20 protein-coding genes and 2 tRNA genes are annotated in these 22,443 nt (G+C 71.3%); 13 read left to right on the forward strand and 9 right to left on the reverse strand.

Annotated features, from left to right (window positions below; all coding sequences use genetic code 11):
• Positions 1-212: hypothetical protein (locus OZN99_RS03605; protein ID WP_270933805.1), on the reverse strand; the 212-nt coding region annotated here is incomplete at its 3' end.
• Between the two features lie 117 nt (positions 213-329).
• Here OZN99_RS03605 and OZN99_RS03610 point away from each other — a divergent pair.
• Positions 330-1,379 (forward strand): serine hydrolase domain-containing protein, encoded by a 1,050-nt coding sequence (locus OZN99_RS03610; protein ID WP_270933806.1) that lies wholly within the window; start codon positions 330-332, stop codon positions 1,377-1,379.
• Here the strand turns inward: OZN99_RS03610 and OZN99_RS03615 are convergent.
• The gene (locus OZN99_RS03615; RefSeq protein ID WP_270933807.1) at positions 1,325-1,522 is read right to left on the reverse strand and encodes a hypothetical protein; all 198 of its coding nucleotides are present in this window, start codon (positions 1,520-1,522) and stop codon (positions 1,325-1,327) included. The two genes, OZN99_RS03610 and OZN99_RS03615, sit on opposite strands and share 55 nt — an antisense overlap.
• Before the next feature lie 108 nt (positions 1,523-1,630).
• Here OZN99_RS03615 and OZN99_RS03620 point away from each other — a divergent pair, with 108 nt between their 5' ends.
• The 3 genes from OZN99_RS03620 to OZN99_RS03630 are packed head-to-tail and all read left to right on the forward strand — an operon-like array spanning position 1,631 to position 4,937.
• A complete protein-coding gene (locus tag OZN99_RS03620; protein WP_270933808.1) occupies positions 1,631-3,085 on the forward strand; it encodes an N-acyl-D-amino-acid deacylase family protein in 1,455 nt (484 codons plus the stop codon).
• Between the two features lie 49 nt (positions 3,086-3,134).
• Entirely contained in the window at positions 3,135-3,722 is a 588-nt protein-coding gene (locus OZN99_RS03625) for a LysE family translocator (protein WP_270933809.1), read from the forward strand.
• A gap of 42 nt (positions 3,723-3,764) precedes the next feature.
• A complete protein-coding gene (locus tag OZN99_RS03630; protein ID WP_270933810.1) occupies positions 3,765-4,937 on the forward strand; it encodes an acyl-CoA dehydrogenase family protein in 1,173 nt (390 codons plus the stop codon).
• 65 nt (positions 4,938-5,002) lie between these two features.
• Here OZN99_RS03630 and OZN99_RS03635 read toward each other — a convergent pair whose 3' ends face one another.
• On the reverse strand, positions 5,003-5,662 hold the full coding sequence (locus OZN99_RS03635) for a hypothetical protein (protein WP_270933811.1): 660 nt from the start codon (positions 5,660-5,662) through the stop codon (positions 5,003-5,005).
• 351 nt (positions 5,663-6,013) lie between these two features.
• Positions 6,014-6,892: an N-formylglutamate amidohydrolase gene (locus OZN99_RS03640; protein ID WP_270933812.1), complete on the reverse strand. Its 879-nt coding sequence runs from the start codon at positions 6,890-6,892 to the stop codon at positions 6,014-6,016.
• Positions 6,893-7,050: 158 nt separating this feature from the next.
• Here OZN99_RS03640 and OZN99_RS03645 point away from each other — a divergent pair.
• Together OZN99_RS03645 and OZN99_RS03650 are read left to right on the forward strand one after the other, a co-directional pair.
• Positions 7,051-7,122 (forward strand) — tRNA-Val (locus tag OZN99_RS03645).
• 833 nt (positions 7,123-7,955) lie between these two features.
• On the forward strand, positions 7,956-8,930 hold the full coding sequence (locus tag OZN99_RS03650) for a Bug family tripartite tricarboxylate transporter substrate binding protein (RefSeq protein WP_270933813.1): 975 nt from the start codon (positions 7,956-7,958) through the stop codon (positions 8,928-8,930).
• A gap of 66 nt (positions 8,931-8,996) precedes the next feature.
• On the opposite strand, the gene OZN99_RS03655 is transcribed toward OZN99_RS03650, so the two are convergent.
• Genes OZN99_RS03655 through OZN99_RS03665 form a run of 3 tightly spaced genes read right to left on the reverse strand, consistent with a single transcriptional unit; the run spans position 8,997 to position 12,898 of the window.
• Entirely contained in the window at positions 8,997-9,350 is a 354-nt protein-coding gene (locus OZN99_RS03655) for a DUF1622 domain-containing protein (RefSeq protein WP_270933814.1), read from the reverse strand.
• 27 nt (positions 9,351-9,377) lie between these two features.
• Positions 9,378-9,953, reverse strand: a complete 576-nt coding sequence (locus tag OZN99_RS03660) for a DUF924 family protein (RefSeq protein ID WP_270933815.1) — start codon at positions 9,951-9,953, stop codon at positions 9,378-9,380.
• A complete protein-coding gene (locus OZN99_RS03665) occupies positions 9,950-12,898 on the reverse strand; it encodes an FAD-binding and (Fe-S)-binding domain-containing protein (protein ID WP_270933816.1) in 2,949 nt (982 codons plus the stop codon). Before OZN99_RS03665 ends, OZN99_RS03660 begins: the two co-directional genes overlap by 4 nt.
• 165 nt (positions 12,899-13,063) lie before the next feature.
• Between OZN99_RS03665 and OZN99_RS03670 the strand changes: the two genes are divergently transcribed.
• The 6 genes from OZN99_RS03670 (at position 13,064) to OZN99_RS03695 (ending at position 18,818) form a co-directional block, all read left to right on the forward strand.
• The gene (locus tag OZN99_RS03670) at positions 13,064-14,248 is read left to right on the forward strand and encodes a pyridoxal-phosphate-dependent aminotransferase family protein (protein ID WP_270933817.1); all 1,185 of its coding nucleotides are present in this window, start codon (positions 13,064-13,066) and stop codon (positions 14,246-14,248) included.
• A 72-nt stretch (positions 14,249-14,320) separates the two neighbouring features.
• Positions 14,321-15,388, forward strand: coding sequence for a type III polyketide synthase (locus OZN99_RS03675; protein WP_270933818.1), 1,068 nt, complete (start codon positions 14,321-14,323; stop codon positions 15,386-15,388).
• A gap of 6 nt (positions 15,389-15,394) precedes the next feature.
• Complete coding sequence (locus OZN99_RS03680; RefSeq protein ID WP_270933819.1) at positions 15,395-16,075, forward strand: methyltransferase domain-containing protein; 681 nt, start codon at positions 15,395-15,397, stop codon at positions 16,073-16,075.
• Complete coding sequence (locus OZN99_RS03685) at positions 16,072-17,196, forward strand: NAD(P)/FAD-dependent oxidoreductase (RefSeq protein WP_270933820.1); 1,125 nt, start codon at positions 16,072-16,074, stop codon at positions 17,194-17,196. The genes OZN99_RS03680 and OZN99_RS03685 overlap by 4 nt, the downstream gene beginning before the upstream one ends.
• A 41-nt stretch (positions 17,197-17,237) precedes the next feature.
• Positions 17,238-17,313, forward strand: a tRNA-Glu gene (locus OZN99_RS03690).
• 548 nt (positions 17,314-17,861) lie between these two features.
• Positions 17,862-18,818, forward strand: coding sequence for a tripartite tricarboxylate transporter substrate binding protein (locus tag OZN99_RS03695; protein WP_270933821.1), 957 nt, complete (start codon positions 17,862-17,864; stop codon positions 18,816-18,818).
• A gap of 63 nt (positions 18,819-18,881) precedes the next feature.
• On the opposite strand, the gene OZN99_RS03700 is transcribed toward OZN99_RS03695, so the two are convergent.
• Both OZN99_RS03700 and OZN99_RS03705 read right to left on the reverse strand, forming a co-directional pair.
• On the reverse strand, positions 18,882-19,685 hold the full coding sequence (locus OZN99_RS03700; RefSeq protein WP_270933822.1) for an alpha/beta fold hydrolase: 804 nt from the start codon (positions 19,683-19,685) through the stop codon (positions 18,882-18,884).
• Positions 19,685-20,473 (reverse strand): SDR family oxidoreductase, encoded by a 789-nt coding sequence (locus OZN99_RS03705; protein WP_270933823.1) that lies wholly within the window; start codon positions 20,471-20,473, stop codon positions 19,685-19,687. Before OZN99_RS03705 ends, OZN99_RS03700 begins: the two co-directional genes overlap by 1 nt.
• 765 nt (positions 20,474-21,238) lie before the next feature.
• Between OZN99_RS03705 and OZN99_RS03710 the strand changes: the two genes are divergently transcribed.
• Positions 21,239-22,333: a hypothetical protein gene (locus OZN99_RS03710; RefSeq protein WP_270933824.1), complete on the forward strand. Its 1,095-nt coding sequence runs from the start codon at positions 21,239-21,241 to the stop codon at positions 22,331-22,333.
• Positions 22,334-22,443: the final 110 nt, after the last annotated feature.

The raw sequence follows: 22,443 nt of genomic DNA on the forward strand, positions 1-22,443 counted from the left end.
AGCAGCGCGGGCGCGCCGGCGGCCTCGTCGCCGGGCACGCCGTCGATCAGCCAGACCTCGCGCAGCGGTGTCCCCGCGCCACGCCCGGCGCCGAGCCCCTGGCGCTCGAAGGGCGCGGGCGGGATCTCCTCCAGCCGCTCCGGGCAGGCGAGCACGGCCAGCGCCGGCGCGGCCGGCAGGCCGAGCAGGATGGCAAGAAGGACAGCGCGCATCGCGTGGCTCCGTGCGGCTTCGTGGCCAGCCTCGCATGTCGCCCCGGCGACGTCACCGAATGTGACGTGATCGATGGCTGCGCTCCGCGGGCGCCGGCGGCGTGGCATGCTGCGCCGATGCAACCCGCCCTTGCCCGTCGCGCCCTGGTGGCGCTGGCGCTGCCGCTGCCGGCACTCGGCCAGGCAGCGCCGGCACTCGGCGAGGCAGCCGCGATGGCGGCGGAGCTGCCGCACCTCCGCACGCTGATCGTAGCGCGCAACGGCACGCCCGTGCTGGAGCGCGCCTTCCGGGGCGCCGGACTGGATCGTCCCGCCAACATCAAGTCGGCGTCGAAGACCGTGCTGGCGACGCTGGCCGGCATCGCGGTGTCGCGTGGCGTGCTGGACAGGCTCGATCAGCCGATCGGCCCCATCCTCGGCCGCGCCGTCCCGCCCGAAGCCGATCCGCGCGTCGGCGGGATCACCATCCGCCAGCTGCTCGCGATGCGCGCGGGGCTCGAGCGCACCTCGGGCCAGAACTACGGCCGCTGGGTCTCCTCCCGCGACTGGTTGCGTTTCGCGCTGTCCCGCCCGATGGAGGACGAGCCCGGCGGCCGGATGATCTACTCCACCGGGACGAGCCACATTCTCGGCGCCGTGCTGGCGCGGGCCAGCGGCCGCAGCCTGCACCGTCTGGCGCAGGACTGGCTGGGCGCGCCGCTTGTCATCGCCATCCCCGACTGGCCGCGCGCCCCCGAGGGCGTGCATTTCGGTGGCAACGAGATGCTGATGAGCCCGCGCGCGTTGCTCGCCTTCGCCGAATGCTGGCGGAACGGGGGCGTTCATCGCGGCAGACAGGTCGTACCGGAGGATTTCGTCCGCCAAGCCTGGCATCCCCAGGCCCGCTCCGCCTGGAGTGGCCAGCTCTACGGCCTGGGCTGGTGGATCGCGGAGGCGCGCGGCCAATCGGTCTTCTTCGCCTGGGGCTATGGCGGGCAGATGGCGTATGTGCTGCCGGGCCTTGGCCTCAGCGTCGTCATGACCTCCGACCCGGCGGCGCCGCGGGCCAACGGCCAGGTCCACGAGCTCCACACGCTGCTGGTGGAGGGCATCATGCCTGCCCTCGGCGCCACTCAGTCGTCCGGCGCCCCTTTCGTCTCCTCCGTCACCCCGGGCGGGTCGGGGTAGAGGTCCGACGGTACTTTCGCCTTGGGGTTGCGCGTCACACCGGCGCGCTGGACCTTCCCGGCCGTGTTCGCGCTCGTCGGGTCAGCGCTGTTCATCCTCTCCTGCGCACCGGTCGGGTCAGGCGGCGTCTGGCGTTCGGTCATGGCGTCTCCTCGCAGGGCGGGAACGCACCCGGCGCGGGCCGGCTCCCTTCCGCGCGGCGCGGCCGCTTGCCATGATCCGCGGGACACGAACGGACGGGATTGCGCCCCATGGCCCTGCGCTGCGACCTCATCATCCGCGACGCCACGCTGTTCGACGGCACGGGCGGGCCGCGCCGCGTGGGCGACATCGGCGTCACCGGCGACCGGATCGCCGCGGTCGGCGACCTCGGCGGCGCGAGCGCGGACCGCGAGGTGATCGCCACCGGCAAGGCGGTCGCGCCCGGCTTCATCGATGCGCACACGCATGACGACAGGGCCGTGCTGATGGGGCCTGAGGGAACGCTCTGCAAGATCAGCCAGGGCGTCACCACGGTGGTCTGCGGCTGCTGCGGCGTGTCGCTCGCCCCGGCGCGCTTCAAGCGCACCCCGCCGCCGCCGCTCGACCTGGTGGGGGCTGAGGGCTGGTGGAGATACGGCGACTTCGGCGATTACGCCCACGCCATCAACAGCCGTGGGTCGGAGGTCAACACCTACGCCCTGGTCGGCAACCAGACCCTGCGGGTGGAGGCGATGGACGGCGACGTCTATCGCGCCGCGAAGGACAGCGAGATCCACCACATGCACCAGCGGGTGAAGCAGGCGATGGCGGAAGGTGCCTCGGGCTTCTCCACCGGGCTCTACTACCCGCCCAACATGCATGCGACGACCGACGAGGTGGTTGCGATCACCGAGGCGCTGAAGCCCTTCGACGGGCTCTACTCGACCCATATGCGCGACGAGAGCCACCACATCCTGGCCGCCATCGAGGAGACGATGGAGATCGGCAAGCGCGCGGGCGTGCAGGTGCAGATCAGCCACCACAAATGCTCCCTGCCGGAGAACTACGGCCGGTCCATCCAGACGCTGCCGCTGCTGGAGGCCTATGCGCGGACGCAGCAGGTGGCCTTCGACGTCTATCCCTATCCCGCCGGGTCCACCGTGCTGATGCCCGACCGGCTGCGGGAGGATGTGAAGGTGATGATCACCTGGTCCATCCCGCACCCTGAGATGGCCGGCCGCTACCTGCACGAGATCGCGCGGGGCTGGAACACGGACATCAAGGCCGCGGCGGAACAGCTGCTGCCGGCCGGCCAGATCAGCTTCCAGATGGACGAGGACGACGTCCAGCGGATCATGGCGCATCCGATGTCCATGATCGGCAGCGACGGCATTCCGCATGACGCGCATCCGCATCCGCGGCTCTGGGGCACCTTCCCGCGCGTGCTGGGCCATTACGCGCGGGGGCTCGGCCTGTTCAGCATGGAGACGGCGATCCACAAGATGACCGGCCGCTGCGCCGAGGCCTACGGCATCGTGGACCGCGGCATCCTGAGGGAAGGCGCCTATGCCGACCTGGTTCTGTTCGACCCCGCCACGGTGATCGACGCCGCCACCTTCGAGAACCCGAAGCTGCCTTCGATCGGGATCGAGGAGGTCTGGACCAATGGCGTGCCGACGTTCCGCCACGGCGCCGGCGCCACGGGGGAGCGGCCGGGACGGCTGGTGACACGCCACAAGGCGTGATCAGGTGGAGCTGTTGACAAGGTCAGTGACGCTGACCTAACTGCGGGTCATGCCCGATTGGCTTCCGCTGCTGGGCTTCGCCATCGCCGGCTCGGTCACGCCGGGCCCGAACGTGCTCATGGTCGCTGCCGGCGCGGCGGGCCATGGGGTGCGCGGCGTCATGCCGCACATGCTCGGCATCACCTTCGGCTTCACGGCGATGATCGCGCTGGTCGGGCTGGGTCTGGCCGGGCCGATGGCGGCCAGCCCGACGGTCCATGGCCTGCTGCAGGCCGTGGCCGTCGCCTGGCTGCTCTGGCTTGCCTGGAAGATCGCGACGGCCCCGCCGCCCGGGGAGGGCCCGCCGGCGCCGCCGATGGGCTTCGTCCAGGCGGCGCTGTTCCAGTGGGTGAACCCGAAGGCCTGGATGCTGGCCGGCGCGGCCCCGGCGGGCTTCACCCGCGCCGGGGAGCCGCTGTTGCCGCAGGTCATCGCCGTCGCGCTGGTGTTCGGCGCTGTCTCCATGCCCTGCCTGCTGGTCTGGGCCGGGCTGGGCGCCGGCGCGCGGCGCGTGCTGAACAATCCGCGCGCGTTGCGGCGCTTCAACATCGCGATGGGCTTGCTGCTGGCGGCCAGCGTGCTGCCGCTGTTGCGCTGAGGCGCCCCGCGCCCTAATCGCCGCGCACGAGGAGCGCCGCCGATGGACCACCACACGCCCGCCGAAGCCGACCCCCATGCGGAGATCCGCGCGGAGGTCCGCAAGCTCTGCGCCCGATTCCCCGGCGAATACTGGCGCGAGTTGGATGCGCGGCGTGGCTACCCGACCGAGTTCGTCCAGGCGCTGACCGAGGCCGGCTGGCTCGCCGCGCTGATCCCGGAGGAGTTCGGCGGCGCCGGCCTGCCGCTCTCGGGTGCGGCGGCGATCCTCGAGGAGATCCAGGCCAGCGGCTGCAACGGAGCAGCCTGCCATGCGCAGATGTACATCATGGGTACCATCCTGCGGCACGGCAGCGCGGGGCAGAAAGCGGCCTACCTGCCGGCCATCGCGCGCGGCGAGCTGCGCCTGCAGGCTTTCGGCGTGACCGAGCCGACCAGCGGAACCGACACCACCGCGCTGCGCACCACGGCGCGGCGGGAGGGCGACCGCTACGTCGTCAACGGCCAGAAGATCTGGACCAGCCGCGCCGAGCACTCCGACCTGATGCTGCTGCTGGCCCGCACCACGCCGCGCGACCAGGTGAAGAAGAAGACCGAGGGGCTCTCCACCTTCATCGTGGACATGCGTCAGGCGCTGGGGAAGGGCCTCACCATCCGTCCGATCCGCACGATGATGAACCACAATTCCTGCGAGGTCTTCTTCGACAACATGGAGGTGCCGGCCGAGAACCTGGTCGGCCAGGAGGGCAGGGGCTTCCGCTACATCCTGGACGGCATGAACGCCGAGCGCCTGCTGATCGCCGCCGAGTGCATCGGCGACGCCAAGTGGTTCATCGAGAAGGCGCGCAGCTACGCGAAGGAGCGCGTGCTGTTCGGCCGCCCGATCGGGGCGAACCAGGGCGTGCAGTTCCCGATCGCCCGCGCCTACGCCCAGATGCGCGCGGCGGAGGCGATCGTACAGAAGGGCCTGGCGAAGTTCGAGCGCGGCGAGGCCTGCGGCGAGGAGGCGAACATGGGCAAGATGCTTGCCGCCGAGGCCAGTTGGGCGGCAGGCGAGGCTTGCGTGAACACCCATGGCGGCTTCGGCTTCGCCGAGGAGTACGACATCGAGCGCAAGTTCCGGGAGACGCGGCTCTACCAGGTGGCGCCGATCAGCACGAACCTGATCCTGAGCTACATCGGCGAGCACGTGCTCGGCATGCCGCGGAGCTACTGAGGGCCCGGCACGCGAAGCGGCCCGGAGAGAGCCGCTTCCACCCCGGACGTGCGGCTGCCTGCTGTCTAGACCGGCGTAGCCCTGACTGTGTTCAGGGCTACGCCGGTCTCGCTTCTCTGGCCCGGCGATTCACGCCCTTCGCCGTGCCCACCTTTGGTGTGCACACTCAGGGCGATCGCGGGCTCGGCCTCCAGCGACCGCCGATGGCGGATGAAGTCGGGCCCGCAGGAAAGCTTGCGCGCGAGCGGGGAGTCCGGCGCGATCACGCGCCAGAAGGGTGTCGGGTCGCTGTCCAGGCGTTCCAGTGCACGTTCCGCGACGATGCGCAGGAAGATCGCGGTGGAGGTCGGGCAGGTCGCGGTCGCGCCGTGCTCGCGCGCCAGGTCGGCGCGCAGCGCGACAGGATCCAGCGTGCGGCCGGGCGGAATGGCGCGGATGCGCGCGTCCAGCAGCGCCGGCGCTGCGATGAACAGCCTTTCGCCAACCCCGACCCCGGCGAAGGCCTTCGCCAGCACCGTCACATGCGGCGGCTTGGCGTCGCGATATTTCTCGTCCCAGCTTTTCGGCATTGCGGTTCTCGGGCACGTGTGGCGCGCAGGGATCGCCGGTTCGTTGCCGTCGCGCAAGGGAGGCGCGATTGACCGATGTTGCGCAATCTCGGCGCCTTCAGGCCGGAGGTTCGCCATGCCGAACCGTTCAACGCCCAAGGCCGACCGCGCGGACATGCTGCCGGGCTGCTGGTCAGCGCTGGGCGCCCGCCGGAGCGCGGCAGACCGGTCGGCCGCGCCTGGCGCGGCGTGCCGACCGTCCATGGCCGGCAGCGCGGTGGCGATCCGCGGCGAGTTCCTGCCCGGGATGCGTTACGTCTGTTAAGCTACTGACCCGATGGCGTGACATGCGCGTAACGCATGCCCCCATTTCTGCTGCACCGCAAAAAACGCCTTGCGCGCCTGGGGTGCGACCCCTATTTTGTGCAGCGCAGCACGGTGGTTCATCCACCCGCTGTCTTTCTTGGACGTTTCCTCCCTAAACTCGGCGGTGCCGCAAGGCACCGCCGCTTTTTTTTCGGGGGCAGGTCAGCGGCCCAGGAACGACCAGTCCGCGCCCGCGAGCACTGCCATGAGTTGCCGGAGGTCGCGCTGCAGCGCGCCCATGCCCGGCGCGCGCTGCACCCTCGCTTCGTCCATGTAGAGGCGCCGTGCGATCTCGATCTGGAGCACGTGCACGCCCTCCCGCGGGGCGCCGTAGTGCCGCGTGACGTAGCCGCCGGCATAGGGATCGTTGCGGCGGATCCGGTAGCCCAGCCCGACCAGCGTGTCTTCCACCAGGCGGGTCGCCCGCGGCGCGCAGGAGGTGCCATGCGCATCGCCCAGGACGAAATCCGCCGGTGGCGATCCGTGGACCGGATGACTCGGCATGGAATGGCAGTCGAGCAGCAGGCAGCGGCCGAATGCACCGCGCGTCTCGGCGATCAGGGCAGCCAGGGCGGCGTGGTAGGGCTGCCAGTAGTCCCGCACGCGCGCCTCTGCCTCCGAGAACGCCAGCTTGTTGCGGTAGACGGGCTCGCCTGTAGCGACCACCCGGGCGATGGTGCCGAGCCCGGCGCCGACCCGGGGCGATGCGCTGTTGACCCAGGGCGGCAGCGGCCCGTCGAACATGCCGGGATCGAGTTCCCAGGGTTCGCGGTTCGCATCGCAGAAGACCCGCGGGAATGTGGCGGTGAGGAGCGGCGCGCCATAGGTGGGGGCTGCGGCGAAGAGCTCGTCGACGAAGCTGTCCTCGCTACGGCGGAGCGAGACCGGGTCGAGGCGGGCCTCCGCCAGGAAATCGGCGCTGTAGTAAGCCCCACTATGTGGCGAGGCGAAGATCAGCGGCACGGTCTGGGCGCGCGGCCGCACGACGCGGAAGGGCGGCGGCGCGTCGATCTCGGCAGGGGAGGGCAGCGGCAGGTCCATGCGCCCCGTGATGAAGCCATAGCCGGACCGTGCTTGTCATCCCCGCCATGGCGACGCGATGACGATCCGGTGGATCCGCCGCCGGCCTCGATCTGCCGCGACCCGGGGTTGCGTGCCTTCGGCAGGAAGGGTAGGAACGCGCCGTCGCCGGAGCGCGCGGGCGCGTAGCTCAGCGGGAGAGCACCACCTTGACACGGTGGGGGTCACAGGTTCAATCCCTGTCGCGCCCATTCCGCACCGGTCGACCCGACATCCGCTTATCCGGCATCCGCGTAGCGGCAGCGTTGCACGAGGCCGCCTTCTTAAAGATCAATGATGCTGTGCGGATGGTAATCCGGGACGAAGGCCTCTGGCAGCACCTCCGGCGGCCCATCGCGCACCTCGGGTGGGTCTGAGCCGTCCAGCGCGTCACCATGCCAGATCGCACGGACCTCGTCGTGGTCGCCGCGTGAGAATCGGTAGAACCTGCGGTGCCAGCTTTCCTCCAGGAAGGGGCGGCGCTCCCGTATCTGCTCCGGCTGCCGATTCAAATGGGCAGCATCTTTTTCATGTCCACGCTGGTCAGCATCCCGACGGACAGCGCGCGGGCATGGGCGTCCGACCCGCCATGCGTGAAGAGGTAGCAAAGAATCCGGCGCGCCGCCGGGTTCGGGTCGTCTGATGGGCGCGCAGCTTCGCCAGCAGGCGCCTGCGGCAGCCGCCTTCGCGTCGCCCCGCGGCGGCCCTCACGCCGTGTTCATCTGTTCGGGCTGGGGCGTGCCGCCCGCCGCCACCGTGGACCGCGCCGTGTCGTCGGATGGCCAGCGCAGCGCTCATCGAGGTCCGCGCGATGATCCTCCCAAGCCCGCAGCAGCTCCGCCACGTCGAAGGCGCGGCGACTCCCGGCCGCGTCCTGGCGTTGACCGGCCCGAGGAGCACGCGCGCCGCGGAATTCCGGGGGTTCGCGCCGGCGGTGGCGGCCGCGCTCGGCGGCTGACGCCGCTTGCCCGGCCCGGTGCCGGCGCGCATCCTGCTGCATGCGGCGCGTCCGCGTCGTGCCGAACGCCCTGCCAGGACCGACCGGATGATCCCCCGCTTCAGCCGCCGCGCGCTCGGCGCCGGCCTGCTTGCCCTGCCGCTGCCCGCCTTCGCGCAGGCCTGGCCGACGCGTCCGGTGCGGTGGATCGTGCCCTATCCGCCGGGTGGCGGCTCCGATTTTCTGGCCCGCACCATCGCGGCGGCGATTTCCGGCCCGCTGGGCCAGCAGGTGCTGGTGGAGAATCGGCCGGGCGGCGCGACGGTCATCGCGACCGAAGCCGTCGCGCGGTCCGCCCCCGATGGCTACACGGTGCTGTCGGCCGACATGACCGCGCTGGTGATCAACCCTGCAGGGTTCCGGCGGCTGCCCTACCACCCCATCAACGACCTGAAGCCGGTGGCGACGACGGCCACCTTCAACTTCGTGCTGGCCGTGCACCCAGGACTGCCGGTGCAGAACGTGGCGGAGTTGGTCGCCATGGCACGCGCGCAGCCCGGGCGCCTGAACTTCGCCTCGCCCGGCATCGGCTCGCCCTCGCATCTCGCGACGGAGCGCTTCGCGCGTAACCTCGGCCTCAACCTGACGCATGTGCCCTATCGCGGCGGTGCGCCGGCGGTGACCGACCTGGTCGCCGGGATCGCGCAGGCGATGTTCATCGACTACGCCTCGGGCGCGCCGCATTTCGAGGCCGGCCGCGTCCGCCCGCTGGCCGCCACCGCGCCGACGCGGATGGCGCTGCTGCCTGATCTGCCGACCCTGGCGGAATCCGGCTTTCCCGGGAACGATATCTACTCCTGGCAGGGCGTCGTCGCGCCGGCCGGCACGCCGGATGCGGTGGTGGCCCGCCTCGGCGCGGCGATCCGCGCGGCGGTCACCGACCCCGCCGTGGCGGACCGGCTGCGTGGCATCGGGCTGACGCCGCTGCCCGGCGATGCCGCATCCTTCGCCGCGCTGATCCAGGGCGAGACGGCCATCTGGGGCACGCTGATCCGCGACCTCGGCCTGGTGCTGGACAGCTGAACGGCGATCGCCCGGACCGCACCCGCCGAAGCCGGGCGCGGTCGCGTCGTCGTCGCAGGCGGAACGTCAGTGCGGCGGAGCCGGCTGCCGCGCCGCGACTTCGATCTCGCGCTGGAGGAAGAAGTTCAGCAGCGTGCGCAGCGCTGCGATGGCGGCGAGCTTGCCGATGTCGTCCCAGCTTGGCGCGACAGCCGTGCGCAGGATGTCGGCCGCCAGCGTGAATTCCAGCGCCACCGCCAGCCAGCGCGCGAGGCGGAGGCGCAGCCCTTCGATGCCGGCCTCCACGCCATCGCCACCGCCGAGCCAGACCTGCACGACCCGCCAGGCGGCGCCGAGCGTCGCGGCGCCGATCACCAGCACCGCCGCCGCTTCGACCGCCACGGCAACCCATTCCGTCAGCTGCTTGATGAGGTGTTCCATCGGCGCAGGCTTCCCGCCCCGATTGGGTCAGAAGCCGCCCCCCGCGTCCAGCCAGGCACGTTCCGCCGGCGTATTCTCCCGCCCCAGCGCGGCGTTGCGGTGCGGGAAGCGTCCGAAGCGCAGGATGACCGCGCGGTGCCGCCAGGCGTAGTCGATGGTGCCGTTCGGCGCGGCATGGGCGGGGATGTCCCGCAGCCCCTCGAACAGCGCCACCGAAAGGTCCTGGTCGGCCGGCGCCTCGCCATGCTCGAAGGGCAGGTAGAGGAAGATCCGCGCAGTCGGCGGCAGCGCCAGGTCGAACCCGTTGCGCAGCACGGCGCGGCGCGCGACGTCGCGGGCATGCGCGTCGCTGGCGAAGGCCTGGGCGCTGCCGCGGAACAGGTTGCGCGGGAACTGGTCGAGCAGCAGCAGGAGCGCCAGCGCGCCGCGCGGCGTCGTCGCCCAGCCGTCCAGCGCACCCTCCCGCGCCGGGACGACCAGGTCGCCGAAGCCGTCGCGGCAGGCGGCGTCGAATGCGTCGTCCCGGGTGAACCAGGCCTGCCGGAAGCTGTGCTCGCCATCCGCGAACCAGAAGGCGATCAGTCTGTCGATGTCGCCGCTCATGCCAGCGCCCGGTCAAGGAGCCGAATGGAGTGGATCGCCTCGCGCCCCGCCAGGTCGCCGATCTGGTGCCGGCAGGAGGTGCCGTCGGCAATGACGAAGGCCTGCGCGCCAGTCTTGCGGAGATGCGGCAGCAGCGCGAGTTCCGCCATGGCCTTGCTGACGGGCAGGTTCGCCGCCTCGTAGCCGAAGGCGCCGGCCATGCCGCAGCAGGAGGAGGTGATCGGAACCACCTTCAGGCCGGGAATGCGCGTCAGCGCCGCGACCGCGGCAGGGAAGGCGCCGAACGCCTTCTGGTGACAATGGCCGTGGATATGCGCTTCGTCCCCGACCGGCTTCAGCGACAGCGCGGGCTTCGTCTCCGCCAGCCATTCCGAGACGAGCTTCGCCCGTGCCGCCAGCGCCTCCGCTGCGGGTCCCGGCACCAGCGCCAGGAACTCGTCGCGCAGCGTCATCAGGCAGGAGGGTTCGAGCCCCAGCACGGGGCTGTCCCAGCGCGACAGCGCGTCCAGCGTGCGCTGCGCCTCGGCGCGCGCCTCGGCCACCATGCCGGCTGCGAGATACGTCCGGCCGTCGTCCAGGGGCCGCGTGCCACGCGGTGGGCGCGCGATGGCGGGATCGGCGCCGGCGGCGCGCAGGACGCGCAGCGCGGCGCGCAGGTTCTCCGGCTCGAAGTAGCGGTTGAACAGGTCGGGCAGCAGGATGACCTCGTTGGCGCGGCCATCCGGCTCCCGGCACTCCCAATCGTGGAAGGCGTCGCGCCGGAAGCGGGGCAGGGGGCGGTCGGCGAAGCCGAGCAGCACCTTCGCCCCGGGGATCATCGCGGGCCAGTTGACGAGGGGCGCCAGCATCGCGGCCCAGGGCGCCCAGCGCGGCATGGTCGCGACCAGCCGGTCCTTGAGTGCCACGCCTCGCGCGGCGTTGCGCGCGTTGGCCGCCTCGATCTTCATCTTCGCCATGTCCACGCCGGTCGGGCATTCGCGCCGGCAGCCCTTGCAGGCCACGCAGAGCGACAGCGCCTCCGCCACCGCGTCGCCGGCCAGTCCGCCGGCAATCTGTCCGGTCAGCGCGAGGCGCAGCGTGTTGGCGCGGCCGCGGGTGACATGCGCCTCGTCGCGCGTGGCGCGGTAGGACGGGCACATCGTGCCGGCATCGAACTTCCGGCAGGTGCCGTTGTTGTTGCACATCTCCACCGCGCCGAGCAGGCCGCGCGTGGTGTCTCCCTGTCCGCCGGCCCAGGCCGACCAGTCCAGCGCAGGCGTGATTCGCGCATCCGCCGCGTAGTCCGGGCCGTAGCGGAACAGCGTCCGGTCATCCATGCGCGGCGGATGCACGATGCGGTTCGGGTTCAGCAGCCCATGCGGCAGCGCCGGCGTGCCCGGGTCGAAGGCGTCCTTCACATGCTCGAAGGCGCGGGCGATGCGGGCGCCGAACATCGGCTCGTTGAACTCGGAGCGGACGATGCCGTCGCCATGCTCGCCGGAATGGCTGCCCTTGTACTCGCGCACCAGGGCGAAGCATTCCTCCGCGATGGCGCGCATCTTCCGCACGTCCTCGCCGGACTTCATGTTCAGCACGGGCCGCACATGCAGGCAGCCGACGCTGGCATGCGCATACCAGGTGCCGACGGTGCCGTGCCTCGCGAAGACGTCGTTCAGCCGCTCCGTGTAGTCGGCCAGGTCCTCCAGCGCGACGGCACAGTCCTCGATGAAGGAGACCGGCTTTCCGTCCCCCTTCATGCTCATCATGATGTTGAGTCCGGCCTCCCGCACCTCCGCCACCTGGGCCTGGAAGGCGGCGTCGGTCACGCGCACCACTTGGCCCGGCAGGCCGAGGTCGCCCATCATCTCCTCCAGCCGGTCGAGCTGCCGCAGCAGCGGCGCGTCCTCCTGCCCGTGGAACTCGACAATCAGGAGCGAGTCCGGCTCGCCGATCAGGATGCGGTCGATGGTGCTGCGATAGATCGGGATGGAGCGGCCGAGGTCGATCATCGTCCGGTCCACGAGCTCCACCGCTTCCGGATCCAGCGTGACGAGGTGCTTCGAGGCCTCCATGGCGCGGCGGAAGGACGGGAACTGGCAGATGCCCAGCACCTTGCGCGGCTTGATCGGCCAGAGCTTCAGGTCCAGCGCCGCCGAGAAGGCCAGCGTGCCCTCGCTGCCCACCAGCAGCCGCGCAAGGCTCGCGCGCGACCCGTCACCCCGCGCGCCTGCCGGCGCGACCGCCCGTGCATCGGGCGTCAGCGCGTCCAGGTTGTAGCCGCCGACGCGACGGAGCTGTTGCGGGAACTTCGCCGCGATCTCCTCGGCCTCCCGCACGCCGATGGCGCGCAGCTTGGCGACGAGGTCGGCGACCGGCGGCGGAACGTCCGGGCCGAGATTGTCAGGCAGGTCCCCGAAGGCGAAGCGCGTGCCGTCGGCCAGGATGGCGTCGATGGCGCGGACATTGTCGGCCATCAGACCGTAGCGGATGGACTTCGACCCGCAGGAATTGTTGCCCGCCATGCCGCCGATGGTGCAGCGCGCCCAGGTTGAGGGATCCACCGGGAAGAACAGTCCCCTGGGCTTCAGCGCCTCGTTCAGCGCACCCAGGGTGATGCCGGGCTCCACCCGGGCGGTGTCGCCCTCCACGGAGAGGACTCGGCGCAGATGCTTGGTGCAGTCCATCACCAGGGCGCGATTGACCGTCTGGCCGCACTGGCTGGTGCCGCCGCCCCGCGGCAGAACGGGCACTCCCTCCTCCCGGCAGATCGCCATGGCGGTGGCGACGTCCTCGGCGCTGTGCGGCACCAGCACGCCGACCGGCTCCATCTGGTAGATCGAGGCATCGGTCGCGTAGCGGCCACGGTCGCCGGCGCCGAACAGCACCTCGCCTTGGGTCTCCCGGCGCAGCCGGTCGGCGAGGCGGGTGTCCTGGGCGGGGCGGTGAAGCAGGGCAGGGGCGTTCATCGGCGTTCCGGCATCTCCGGGCGGCCGGGTCCGGCCGCGGGGCTTGGGCGGCGTGATGCAGGATGGCGCAGCGCGGCGCTACCCCTCCCCGGCGGGCGGCATATTGCCCGTGGCGCGCCCGGGCGGGCATAAGCCCCGGCGAACCGAGGGAAAACCGTCCACGTCATGGCCTATTTCCAGTCCAAGCCCGTCGCCGGCCGTCACTTCCTGCAGATCCCGGGCCCGACCAACGTGCCCGACCGCGTGCTGCGGGCCATGGACAACCCCACGATGGACCATCGCGGCCCGGATTTCGGCCGCATGGGCAAGGCGCTGCTGGAGAAGGTGCGGGCGGTCTTCAAGACACAGGGGCATGTGGTGATCTACCCGGCCTCCGGCACCGGGGCCTGGGAGGCGGCGCTGGTCAACACCCTCTCGCCCGGCGACCGCGTGCTGATGTGCGAGACCGGCTGGTTCGCGCATCTGTGGCACGAGATGGCCACGCGGCTGCAACTGGTGCCCGACTACATCCGCACGGATTGGCGCCGTGGCGCCGATGTCGCGGCGATCGAGGAGAAGCTGCGCGAGGACAGGTCCCACAGCATCAAGGCCGTCTGCGTCGTCCACAACGAAACCAGCACCGGCTGCACCAGCCGCATCGACGAGGTGCGCAAGGCGATGGATGCCGCCGGCCACCCCGCGCTGCTGCTGGTGGACACCATCTCCTCCCTGGCCAGCATTGACTACCGTCATGACGAGTGGGGCGTGGACGTCACCGTGGCCGGGTCGCAGAAGGGCCTGATGCTGCCGCCGGGCCTGTCCTTCAACGCGGTCAGCGAGAAGGCGCTGAAGGCCAGCGAGACGGCGAAGCTGCCACGCGCCTTCTGGGACTGGAAGCCGATGCTGGCGGCCAACGCCACCGGCTACTTCCCCTACACGCCCGCGACCAACATGCTCTACGCGCTCGACACCGCCATCGACATGCTGATGGCGGAAGGGCTGGAGAACGTCTTCGCCCGCCACGACCGGCACGCCGAGGCGACGCGGCGCGCGGTGCGACATTGGGGCTTCGAGATCCAGTGCGCGGAGCCCAGGCACTATTCCTCCGCCCTCACCGCGGTGCGCCTACCGGAGGGGCACAGCGCGAACGCGCTGCGCGCGACCATCCTGGAGAAGTTCAACATGAGCCTGGGCAACGGCCTGGGGCAGCTGAACGACCGGGTGTTCCGCATCGGTCATCTCGGCGATTTCGGCGATCTGCAGCTGGTCGGCACCCTGGGCGGGGTGGAGATGGGCCTGAAGGCCGCCGGAATCCCCTACAAGGCGGGTGGCGTGCTGGCGGCGATGGACTACCTGAACGGCAACGCCTGATCGTTCGCCGTCTGGTCGAGGCGTGAACGGCGCGGGGCTTTCCACCGCGCCGCGCCACCCCACACTCCGGGGATGGCCGACGTCTTCATCAACCGCATCGCCACCGCCGTGCCCCGTCACGAGGTGCACGGGGCCTTCCGGGCCTTCGCCGCCGGACAGGCGCAAGGCGACCGCGACCGCGCCGCCTTCGCCCGCATGGCCGCGCGATCCGACATCGATCGCCGCTACTCGGTGCTCGAGGCGTCGGAGCCGCAGGGATCCGGCACGGCCTGCGGCTTCTATCGCGCCGGCTCAGGCTTTCCCACGACTCGCGCCCGCATGGCCCGCTACGAAGCCGAAGCGCCGCTGCTGGCCGAGGCCGCCTTCGCCCGGTTGGGGCTGGATCGGGAGGCAGCCGGGATCACGCATCTCGTCGTCGCCACGTGCACGGGCTTCGTCGCGCCGGGCCTGGACCGTCACCTGGTGGAGCGGCACGGCCTGCCGCGGGGCGTCGAGCGCACCATGGTCGGCTTCATGGGATGCCAGGCTGCGCTGAACGCCCTGAAGCTGGCCTGGCACATCGTGCGGAGCGAGCCGGGCGCGCGGGTGCTGGTGGTCTGCATCGAGCTGTGCACCCTGCATCTGCAGGGCACGGCGGCGCTGGAGCAGCTGCTCTGCTTCCTGCTGTTCGCCGATGGCTGCGCGGCCGCGCTGGTCAGCGCCCAGCCCGAGGGCCTGCGGATCGACGGCTTCCGCAGCGTCGTGCTTCCGGAGGCCGGCGGGATGATCACCTGGCGCATCGGTGACGACGGCTTCGACATGACGCTGTCGGGCATGGTGCCCGTCACCCTGGCCCACGCCCTTCCGGACTGGCAGGCGGAGATGCTGGAAGGGGGAGCGGCGGCCGACGTGGATCTCTGGGCCGTGCATCCGGGCGGCCGCACGATCCTGGATGCGGTCGAGCACGGGCTTGCGTTGCCGCAGGGCGCGCTGGCGGAAAGCCGCGCGGTGCTGCGCGCGCATGGCAACATGTCCTCGGCCACCGTGATGTTCGTTTTGGCGGCGATGATGCGCGCCGCCGTGCCCGGCCGGCGGGGCTGCGCGCTCGCCTTCGGGCCCGGGCTGTCGGCCGAGGCGATGCGCTTCTCGACGGGCGGCTGAACTCCCATGCCCCGCGTCATGGCCGAGGAGATCATGGACGACCCCGGCCAGTCCGAGGGCGACTTCGCGGCCGCGCTGGACGGGCTGGAGCGGCTCAACAAGCTCACCTTCGCCCATGCCCCGCTGCTGCGCTTCCTCGATCGGCTGGTCTCGGAGCAGGGGCTTCGCAGCCTGTCGCTGCTGGATGTCGGGGCGGGCGGCGGCGATGCGCTGCGGGCTGTGGCGCGCTGGGGGCAGCGGCGCGGGATCACGCTCGACCTCTGGGGCCTGGACCGCAGTCCCTGGGCGGAGCGGCATGCGATGGCGAGCGGCACGCCGGCGCAGTGGATCACCTGCGACCTGTTCGACCTGCCGGCCGATCGACGCTTCGACGTGGTGACCTGCAGCCTGTTCGCGCACCATCTGGAGGATGCGGCGCTGGTCCGCTTCCTGCGCTGGCTGCCGGTGCATGCAGAGCGCCGCTGGCTTATCCTGGATCTTCACCGCCATTGGCTGCCCTGGGCTGCGGTGTGGGCCGGCACGCGGCTGCTGCGGATGCACCCCATGGTCACGCATGACGGTCCGGTCTCCGTGATGCGCGGCTTCGACCGGGCCGACTGGGGACGCCTGGTCGCCGGGGCCGAGGTGTCGGCTACAATCCGATGGATCCTGCCCTTCCGCTGGGCTGTCTCCGGGCCGGGCGCGTGAGCCGCGTCGTCGTGGTCGGCGGCGGGCCTGCGGGCGCGGCGACGGCCATCGCCCTGGCCCGTGCCGGTCGCCCGCCGCTGCTGCTGGAGCGCGATGCGGCGGTGAGCGAGAAGGTGTGCGGCGAATTCCTCGGTGCGGATGCCGCCCGGCTGCTGGCCGGGCTCGGTATCGAGCTCGAGGCGCTGGGTGCGGTGCCGATCCGGCATGCGGTGCTTGCGGCCGGTCGCTGGCAGGCCGAAGCCGCGCTGCCCTTCGCGGCCTGGGGGCTGCCGCGTGCCACGCTCGACGCCGCGCTGCTGTGCCGGGCGCGCGAGGCCGGCGCCGAGGTCCGGCTCGGCGCAGCTGTCGCGAGCGCGCAGGAGGCCGGGGCAGGATGGCAGCTGCGCCTGGGCTCGGGCGAGGTGGTGGAGGCGTCGCGGCTGGTGCTCGCCACCGGGAAGCACGACCTTCGCGGCCTTTCGCGTGGCTCTGCCGGCGGCGCCCTGGGTCTCAAGCTGCCGCTGCATGGCAGCCTGCCGGCGACCGTGGCGCTGCTGAGTTGCCGCGGCGGGTATGCCGGGTTGCAGCCCCGGCCTGGTGGCGGTGCCAATCTGTGCGCCGCGCTCGATCCCCGTACGCCTGGCGTGGCCGCCGCCGCGCGGTCGGCGGAGGCGCTCATGGCACATGTGGCGCGGGGTTCGGCCCTGGCGGAGAGCCTGCTTGCCGGCCTTCGCTCCGCGCTTGGGCGTCCGCTGGCTGTCGCTGGCGTCCCGTACGGCTTTCGCCATCGCGGGGGGGGGCCGTTCCGGGTCGGTGACCAGGCGGCCGTCATTCCCTCCTTTTGTGGGGACGGGGTGGCGATGGCATTGGCCTCAGGCCTCGCCGCCGCAGCAGCGATCGACGCCGGCGATCCAGCCGCGCGCCATCATGCCTGCTGGTCCGCCGCGGTCGCCGGCGGGATGCGACTGGCCGGGCTTTGCGCCATGCTCCACCGACGCGCGCCGCGGCTGCTGGTCGGCGCCGTCTCGATCGCGCCGGTGCTGCTGACGACGGCAGCGCTGCAGACGCGGCTTGGCGCGATGCCGAGCCGGCATCGATGCCGAGCGCTTGTGGCCGACTCGACGACGTCAGGGCGGTCTTGACCCTTTACGGCGGTGCCGCCATACGCGTCGGGCCCAGGCACGTCCCGTTCGTCTAGAGGCCTAGGACACCAGCCTTTCACGTTGGCAGCACGGGTTCGAATCCCGTACGGGACGCCACCTCACGCCCTAACGAACTCTCTCCCGGAAGCATGCCGGCGCCGTGAGGCGCAGGTTTTCCGCGGGTTCTGCGCGTGGGCTGGCGGATGCGCAGGCGGAACGAGGGCCAAAAACGCCTCTCTCCGGCCCCGGCTTCTCCGAACCTGGCGACTTGGGCGATTTACCCGCCAGGTTGAATGCCGCGGAAGACCTCGGGTTTTTGCGGCGGAAAGGTGGCAGAGTTGGTGGGGCGTATGGCCCTCCACTCGCGACGAACAGCGAAAGTTGCTGGCCTCATTTCGCGGCTTGCCGGGCGTGATAGCCTGCCCCGTCACTCGTGCTGGGCACCGTCTCGCTGAAGGGCCGGCGGCTGACGCTGCAAGCGAACTCGGCCGCAGGGGCGGCGCGTGGGAACGCGTTGCCGGAGCCGGTGCTGGTCGGCCTGATTGGGCCACCGCTGACGGAACACGCCGATCTGGGATCAGATGCTCGCCCACCAGCCAAGGCGGCACCCTTTCCAGCCGCGCCGCGATGTGCACAACACCAGCGAAATCAACGGAGGAAACCGCATGCTCACCCGCCGTCTCGCCCTCGCGCTTCCCGCCGTGCTCGCCGCGCCGTCACTGCGCGCGCAGGGCGGAGCGATCCGCATCATCGTGCCCTTCCCGCCAGGCGGGTCGAACGACATTATCGCCCGCCAGCTCGCCGAGACGCTGCGCGAGCCGCTCGGCCAACCCGTGGTGGTGGAGAACCGTGGCGGCGCCGGCGGGAATGTGGGGGCGGATGCGGTGGCCAAGGCCGCGCCGGACGGCACCACGCTGCTGTTGACGGCGCCTGGGCCGCTCGCGATTAACGAGCACCTGTTCCGCACCATGCCCTACAATCCAGCGCGCGATTTCGCGCCGGTCGCGCTGATCGCTAGCGTGCCGATCGTGCTGATGGTCCACCCGCAGGTCGCCGCCCGCAGCGTGGCCGAGCTGATTGCGCTGGCGCGGCAGCAGCCTGGGCGGATCGCCTTCGGCTCCTCCGGCAACGGCAGCACCAACCACCTGGCCGGGGAGCTGCTCAAGACTATGGCGGGAATCGACATCATCCATGTCCCTTACCGGGGCGCGGCGCCGGCGATGACGGACCTCGTCGGCGGGCAGATCCAGATGATGTTCGACAACATGCCCGCCGCCCTGCCGCAGGTGCGAGACGGCCGGGTGCGCGGCCTGGCGGTGGCCGGCGCGCGTCGCGCCGCGGCCCTGCCCGAACTGCCGACCGTCGCGGAATCTGGCCTGCCCGGCTTCGACGCGGAAGCGTGGTTCGGCCTAGTCGCGCCGGCCGCGACCCAGCCCGCCGTGCTGGCGCGGCTGGAGCAGGCGATCGCGCGCGTGCTGGCCGACCCGGCGCTGCGCGGGAGCTTCGCCCAGGCGGGCGCCGAGCCCGGCGATCGCTTCGGCGCAGCCTTCGGTGCCTTCATCATCGCCGAGCGCGCGAAGTGGGGCGGCGTCGTGCAGGCCTCGGGCGCGCGCGCGGACTGAAGCCCTGGCGAGGCATCCCGGCGCATGTGGCTCGGTGAAGCCGCGTGCGACCGGGTCAGCGCGCTACCCCGCGAACAGGAAGTCCCGAACCAGCGCCGCCGTCTTGTCCGGGTCCGAGGCGGCGACGTGGTAGGAATCGCTCTCGATCACCTCGAGCCGCGACAAGGCAATGCGTTCCTGCCAGGCGCGCACCTCCTCCACCGAGCCGAGGCCGCTGCCCGTCGTCGTCACCACCAGTGTCGGCGCGGAGATGCGGTGCACCTCCTCCGTCACGTCCACGCCAGGCACCATTTGCAGGAAGCCGTCCAGCGTGGAGGCCGCGGAGCGGGCCATCAGCGCCGCCCACCACGCCAGCTGCGCCGGCGCCATGTGGCTGCCCATGCGCCCGGCGTTCGACGCATCCACCCAGGGGGCGACGCCTTCGCTAGCGATCTGTTCGCGCCAGGCCGGCGTGCGCGACGCCATGCCGCGCAGCGAGGCCGGCGCGCCGAGCACGGCCAGCCGCTCCACCCGCTCCGGATGCCGCGCCGCGATCGCCAGCGCGATAGTACCGCCGATCTTGCCGCCCACCACATGCGCCCGCGCGACGCCGAGATGGTCGAGCAGCGCGACCGCATCAGCCACCAGCCGGTCGAACCGCCACGGGTAGTCGGCGGCCATCGGCGTAGAGTCGCCGTAGCCGCGGAGATCGAGCCGCACCACCCGCGCCCTTCGCGCGACATAAGGCACGAAGGCGCGGAACGCCTCGCCGCTCTCGGCCAGGCCGTGCAGCATCAGCACGGTGGGCGCTGGTGCCCAGGGGTCGGTGAAGTCGTCCAACCGGTAGGCGAGCCGCACGCCGGGCTCGACCTCGAAATGCTGCAGCATCAGATGCACCTTGTCCCGCCGCCGTCCACGTCGATCATCGTGCCGGTGATGTAGGCCGCGCGGTCGGAGCAGAGGAAGGCGACCAACCCCGAGACCTCCTCCGGCGTGCCGAGTCGGCCGAGCGCGGTGGAGGCGATCGCCGCCGCGTTCTCGGCATTGGTGTCGCGTCCGCTGCCGGCCGCGCCTTGCGCCACCAGCGCATCCCAGCGCGGCGTCGCAATAGGGCCTGGGTTCACGCCTACCACCAGCACGTTGTCCGGCGCGCATTCCTGCGCCAGCGCATGGGTGAAGCTGAGCAGCGAGGCATTGACGCTGCTGCCCACGATATAGGTCGCGCGCGGCTGGTGGCCGGAGCGGCCGATGATGTTGACCACGCGCCCCCAGCGCCGCGCGCGCATCGGCGGCGTCAGGCGCCGCGCCAGCCGGACATAGCCCATCAGCTTCAGCGAGAGGGACTTCTGCCACACCGCATCGTCGCTCTCGCCGATGCGGCCCATCGGCGTTGCGCCGGCGTTGTTCACCAGGATGTCGATGTGTCCGAGCGCCGTCTCAGCCGCCGCCGCGGCGGCGTCGAGCTGCGCCACGTCGGTCAGGTCGGCCGGGACCGGCACGCAGCGCGCGCAGGTCTCCGCCACGATGGCGTCGGCAGCCTGCGCCAGCCGCGCCGCGTCGCGCGCCACCATCGCGACCGCCACGCCCTCGGCGGCCAGTTCCCGGGCGATCGCCCGCCCGATCCCGAGCGACGCGCCCGTAACCAGCGCCGTGCGCCCGCGCAAGCCGAGTTCCATGCAGCTGATTCCGCCTTTTCGCGAGGTTCCTCTGGCGCCGGGGTTGCGGCGCTGTCAACCGAGGGGCCGGGGTGCACCGTGGGGTCGCGCGGGCAGGTTCGCGCGCCGATCACGCCCTGCAGCTGCGCCTGGAGGATCGGCTGCTGCCCGCCGCCGTTTCCCCTTCGCCGTTGTCCTCCGTGGCGTCGCCTCGCCGCGGTCGGCGGCGTCACCATCGGCACGACCGTCGTCGCCAGCGCCGCCTTCGTCGTCTCCACCATTGGCGCCGACGCCCACCACCTCGCTGCGCCCGGGCGACAATCCGACCGCGCCCGGTGCGGGCCGCACCCAGTCCTTGCGTCATCCGATCACCGAGCACCAGATCGCTGTCGGCCGCCGCAAGGTCGCCGATTCCAGCGCGCGGCTTGCGGGGCGTGATCAGCTGACCGACGATGGCCGCTTACCGCAGAGGGTCCCGCCCTGCCTCCGCAGCACGACATCTCCGGCCTGATCAGCTGGACGCGCCGAGACGAATGGCGCGACGCCCTGGCCGACCTGATTGACCGCCACGCGGCCAAGGCCTGTGCCGCGGCCGGCATCGAGGTTGCGGAGATCGAGACAGTCCTGGGCGAGTATGGCGTTTCGACGGTCTGGGGCGCGGCCTTCGAAGACCTGCTCGCCACCGACCTTCCCGGTGGGCGGAACGTCGCTGACGACTACCTCCGCCGCCGCGGCTGGAAGGAAGGCGTCGTCACTACGGAATACATCGCTGGCCTGCGTCGATCCGTGATCAGCCTCTACGAGGTGAGCGGCCTGGTGCCGGGGGAATCCATGCTGCTCCGTGACCTCGTGCGTGGCGGCGAGCCTGTGCGGGTGATGGAGAAGCGAGGCTCGCAGGGGCTTCGGCAGTGGGACCGTATCGCCACGCGGGTCATCCCGCTGCGGCAGCGCAACGTCATCAGCGGCGCGTTGATGCTGTTCGATCATCGGACCAGCGACGCCCTGCTCGCCGCGCTCGGCCGCATTCGGAAGAAGGCGCCTCGCGACGCCGTGGCCTTGGCGCGGGAACTCGGCGTCGCTGCTGATGAGCGCGCGCTGGCGCCCGAGTTCACGCCGGACCGGCTGCTCGCGCAGGCAGCCTTCATGTTCACTAGTTCATGGCTCGATGCGACGCTGAAGGCCGCCGAGGGACGTGAGCGGCCGAAGGTGGTGAATGCCGAGGGCGATCCCATCGCCTTCACGCTGCTGCACTTCCCACTCAGGCCTGGGGTGAAGGCGGAGCAGGTCCGGCAAGCTCTCGGGATGGTGCCTTCGCTCCGGCAGGAAAACGCCGGCTTCTGGAACTGGCTGGCAGAGCCCGGGGCGAAGCCGAAAGTCGTTCCGCGCCGCCGGGCGTCGCAAAGCTTCGTCACCATGATGGACGACGGCTCGCTCGTGCTCGGCACGGTCTCGCTGAAGGGCAAGCGTCTGACGCTGGAGGCGAATTCCGCGGCTCGGGCGGCGCGTGGGAAGGCGTTGCTGGAGCCGGTGCTCACAGGTCTCGTCGGACCGCCTCTCACTGAGCACACGGACCTCGAGCAGATGCTCGTTGATGAGCGCCAGCCGCCGGCGCCGACAGGCCTGTCACCCGAGCAGGAGCGTGTGCTTCTGCACCAGACCCTCGACGAGCACTACAGGCGGGTGCTGGACGAGCCGATCCCGGCGCTCGGCGGCAAGTCTCCGCGGGCGGCGGCGCAGACGCCAAAGGGCCGCGAGAAGGTCGCGGCATGGCTCAAGACGCTGGAGAACCATGCGGCGCATCGGGCACCTGGGGATCCGATGGGCAGCTACGATGTTCGCTGGATGTGGGCGGAGCTGGGCGTGGAGACGCTACGCGGATAACGTGCGGTTGGCCCCATGCCCCCATCCGTCTGGCGACCAGATAAGGCCTCTGCACTGTAGCCAATGAAACCACAAATATGGAACAAAATTACCATTGCTGCGATGCCGTG

The organism is Falsiroseomonas oryzae (genome assembly GCF_027856955.1).
Classification (GTDB): Bacteria; Pseudomonadota; Alphaproteobacteria; order Acetobacterales; family Acetobacteraceae; genus Falsiroseomonas; species Falsiroseomonas oryzae.